At 62.3% G+C, this 3,086-nt stretch carries 4 protein-coding genes; 2 read left to right on the top strand and 2 right to left on the bottom strand.

What is annotated here, in order from left to right; translation table 11 throughout:
- Window positions 1–512: oxidoreductase (locus NKH19_RS33020; protein ID WP_502911104.1), on the bottom strand; the 512-nt coding region annotated here is incomplete at its 3' end.
- 123 nt (window positions 513–635) lie between these two features.
- On the opposite strand from NKH19_RS33020, the gene NKH19_RS33015 reads away from it, so the two are divergent.
- The gene (locus tag NKH19_RS33015; RefSeq protein ID WP_352863627.1) at window positions 636–1,577 is read left to right on the top strand and encodes a LysR substrate-binding domain-containing protein; all 942 of its coding nucleotides are present in this window, start codon (window positions 636–638) and stop codon (window positions 1,575–1,577) included.
- A gap of 43 nt (window positions 1,578–1,620) precedes the next feature.
- On the opposite strand, the gene NKH19_RS33010 is transcribed toward NKH19_RS33015, so the two are convergent.
- Window positions 1,621–2,097, bottom strand: coding sequence for an Lrp/AsnC family transcriptional regulator (locus tag NKH19_RS33010; protein ID WP_352863628.1), 477 nt, complete (start codon window positions 2,095–2,097; stop codon window positions 1,621–1,623).
- Between the two features lie 222 nt (window positions 2,098–2,319).
- On the opposite strand from NKH19_RS33010, the gene NKH19_RS33005 reads away from it, so the two are divergent.
- Window positions 2,320–3,086: NAD(P)/FAD-dependent oxidoreductase (locus tag NKH19_RS33005; protein ID WP_352983870.1), on the top strand; the 767-nt coding region annotated here is incomplete at its 3' end.

The raw sequence follows: 3,086 nt of genomic DNA, 5'->3' as shown, positions 1-3,086 counted from the left end.
CCCCCCGTGACGGTTTCGACGCCATCGAGATCGCCGTCAACGCAGCGCCTGGCGGCACTGGCGTAATCCTTAATGATCCTGTCTATGTCGGCGGCGTCCATCTCCTTCGGAAAATTCCGGTTTCGCGTCTCGCGAACGCGCGATGGCGCCACCGGCGGCAGCCAGTTCCCGGCATAGGCGGTTGCGCGCCGGCCAAGGTGCGAGACCTGGCACATGACGGCAGCGCCGTGACGATGCACTCGCTGCGACAGCGACTGGAGATGAGGCACGATGTCATCGGTCGAAAGGTTCAACTGACCGCCGCCCCAACTCGAGTCGGGCGACGTCATGGCCGATCCGCCCACCATGGTCATCGCCAGGCCGCCGCGCGCTTTCTCCTCGTGGTAGCGCTGGTAGCGCTCGAGCGGCAGGCCGCCATCGTCCAGCATCGAAGCGTGACTGGTGCTGATCACACGGTTGCGCAGCGTCAGGCCCTTGAGCCGAAACGGCTGAAGCAGAGGATCGCCGGACATGCTGCCTGCTTGAGATGCCGCTATCTTCACGTCCTGCTCCACCCCATTCATGAGGGTTATAGTTCGCCATTTCCAGAACCATAGAAAGCTTGAAAATTGTTTGGGTACCTATACGCTGGGCGTATGGCTGGTTTTGCAAAACTCGTTCCTTCCGCGCGCGGACTGCTTGTCTTCGAAGCTGCCGTCCGGTCGGGTAGCTTCACGGCCGCGGCGCGCGAGTTCAACGTCACGCAACCATCGATCAGCCGTAGCATCGCCCAGCTCGAGGCCGATTTTGGTGTTCCTCTTTTCACGCGGGGTCCAGCGGGGTTGACCCCGACCCCGGACGGACGTGCCCTCTATTCGGCTGTGCGGGAGGGATTTGACGGCATCGCGGAGGTGATCCGGAGAATCAAGCAAAACAGCGCTGCAAAGCCGGTGGTCACCCTTTCCCTTTCGAGTTCTCTGGCAACATATTGGTTCGTTCCCAGGTTAGGGGCGTTCAACACGCGGTTTCCTGACGTCGACCTGAGGTTCGAACTGATCGCGGGCGTTCTGCGAGGACCAGCCGAGACTGTCGACCTTGCCACGAGAATCCTGGCGGATGACGACACCCACTATCACCACTGGGCATTCTCGCCGGAAATCATCGTTCCGGTGTGCAGCCCATCCTATTTGTCCGCCCACGGTCGGTTGATCCATGCCGGAACCGGGGAAGGTCATGCCCTGCTTCACCTGACCGACGCCAAGGAGCAGTGGCTGGACGCCTGGGGCAGTGTGGCGGACCGCAAGACCAGCCGGGCAAAGTGGCTCGAATTCTCGGACTACGCGGTCGTGCTTCAAGCCGCGATGAACGGCGAAGGCGTGGCGCTCGGCTGGCTCAGCAACGTTTCAAGGGCGTTGCTTCAGGGAACCCTTGTCCCGGCTTCGGACAGGCAGATCAAGACGGGCCGGATCCATCAGCTGATTGCACCGCGCTCAAGACCGATACGGCCTGTCGTTTCCGATATCTGCGCCTGGATGATCGCCGAGATGCAAGCCGAATTAAAAGCACTGCACCCGATCTTGCGACCGGACACCTTGTAGCGGACTGCAGGCGACAAGCGCGGCGCGGCGCGGTCGCCGGTGACTACCTCGGAAACAGGCTGGGCAGCGGCATGTGCGCCTTGACGATGGGTGACTTCAGCACGACGAAGCTGAAATACTTGTCGATGCCGATATCCATGTCGGTCAGCCGTTCCATGATCGTCTGGTACTCGCCGATGCCGGCAGTCACGAATTTCATCAAATAATCGTAGCCGCCCGACACGAGGTGGCATTCGATGACCTGATCGATCTTCTCCACGACGGCGAGAAAGCGGGCGAAGTCCACCTGGCGGTGGTTCCTCAAGGTGATTTCGGTGAATACGGTCAGCATCTGGCCGAGCTTGCCGATATTGATCTGCGCGGAATAGCCTTCGATGTAGCCTTCCGACTGGAGTTTCTTCACCCGCATCAGGCAAGGGCTCGGCGACAGATGCACCAGATCGGCCAGTTCCACATTGGTGATGCGGCCGTTCTTCTGCAATTCGTGCAGAATTTTGATGTCGATCCGATCCAGTTTCATGGCCGTCTCCGAAGAAGCACGCCACAGCACGATCTGCTGTCCTGGCAATAAGCTTTGACACTACCACAGCCCGGTGGCCTGTCCATCCGAGCGGATACGCGCTGAATGGCAGGGACTCCCGATTCCGCTGGAGCTGCCAGAATAAAATTCTGCCTCGGCCTCAACTGCAGCAGCGGCTGCCTGCGCAAAGCGCTAGATTGGAGCGTCGAAGCAGAGAAGACCATGCCCGCGCCGCTGCAGCAAATCGAGACATCTGGCGAACTGCCTCAGTCCGCGGACGCGGTGGTGATCGGCGGTGGCATCGTCGGTGTCTTCGCCGCCTACTATCTGGCAAGGCGCGGCATGCAGGTTGCGCTTGTCGAAAAGGGACGCATCGGCGCCGAGCAATCGAGCAGGAACTGGGGATGGTGCCGCCAGCAGAACCGCGATGCCCGCGAGCTGCCGATGGCGACGCGAAGCCTCGATCTTTGGGAGCGCTTTGCAGAGGAAACCAGCGAGGACACCGGCTTCCGCCGCTGCGGGCTGCTCTATCTCAGCAATGACGAGGCGGAACTGGCCGGCTGGGCGCGCTGGCGTGACTTCGCCAAAACGGCCGACGTCACCACGCATATGCTTGACAGCGCCGAGGCCAGCGAGCGGGGCCGCGCCACGGGCCGGACCTGGACGGGCGGCGTCTTCTCGCCGACAGATGGCACCGCCGATCCGTCGCGAGCCGCGCCCGCGGTCGCCCGCGCCATCCTCAAGCTCGGGGGCGCCGTGCACCAGAATTGCGCCGCGCGCGGTATCGAGACCGAGGGCGGCCGCCTGAGCGGCGTGGTCACGGAAAACGGAACGATCCGCACCAAGCTGGCGGTTCTTGCCGGCGGCGCCTGGGCTTCCTCCTTCTGCCATCAGTTCGGTTTCCGCTTCCCACAGGCATCGATCCGATCCTCCATCCTGTCCGTCTCCCCCGGCGCGGAGGGCCTGCCGGATGCGCTGCACACGGCAAG

Source organism: Mesorhizobium sp. M1338, assembly GCF_040318045.1.
GTDB lineage: Bacteria > Pseudomonadota > Alphaproteobacteria > Rhizobiales > Rhizobiaceae > Mesorhizobium.
The sequence above is the reverse complement of the archived record's forward strand: the minus strand, read 5'-3'. Positions and strand labels throughout refer to the sequence as shown.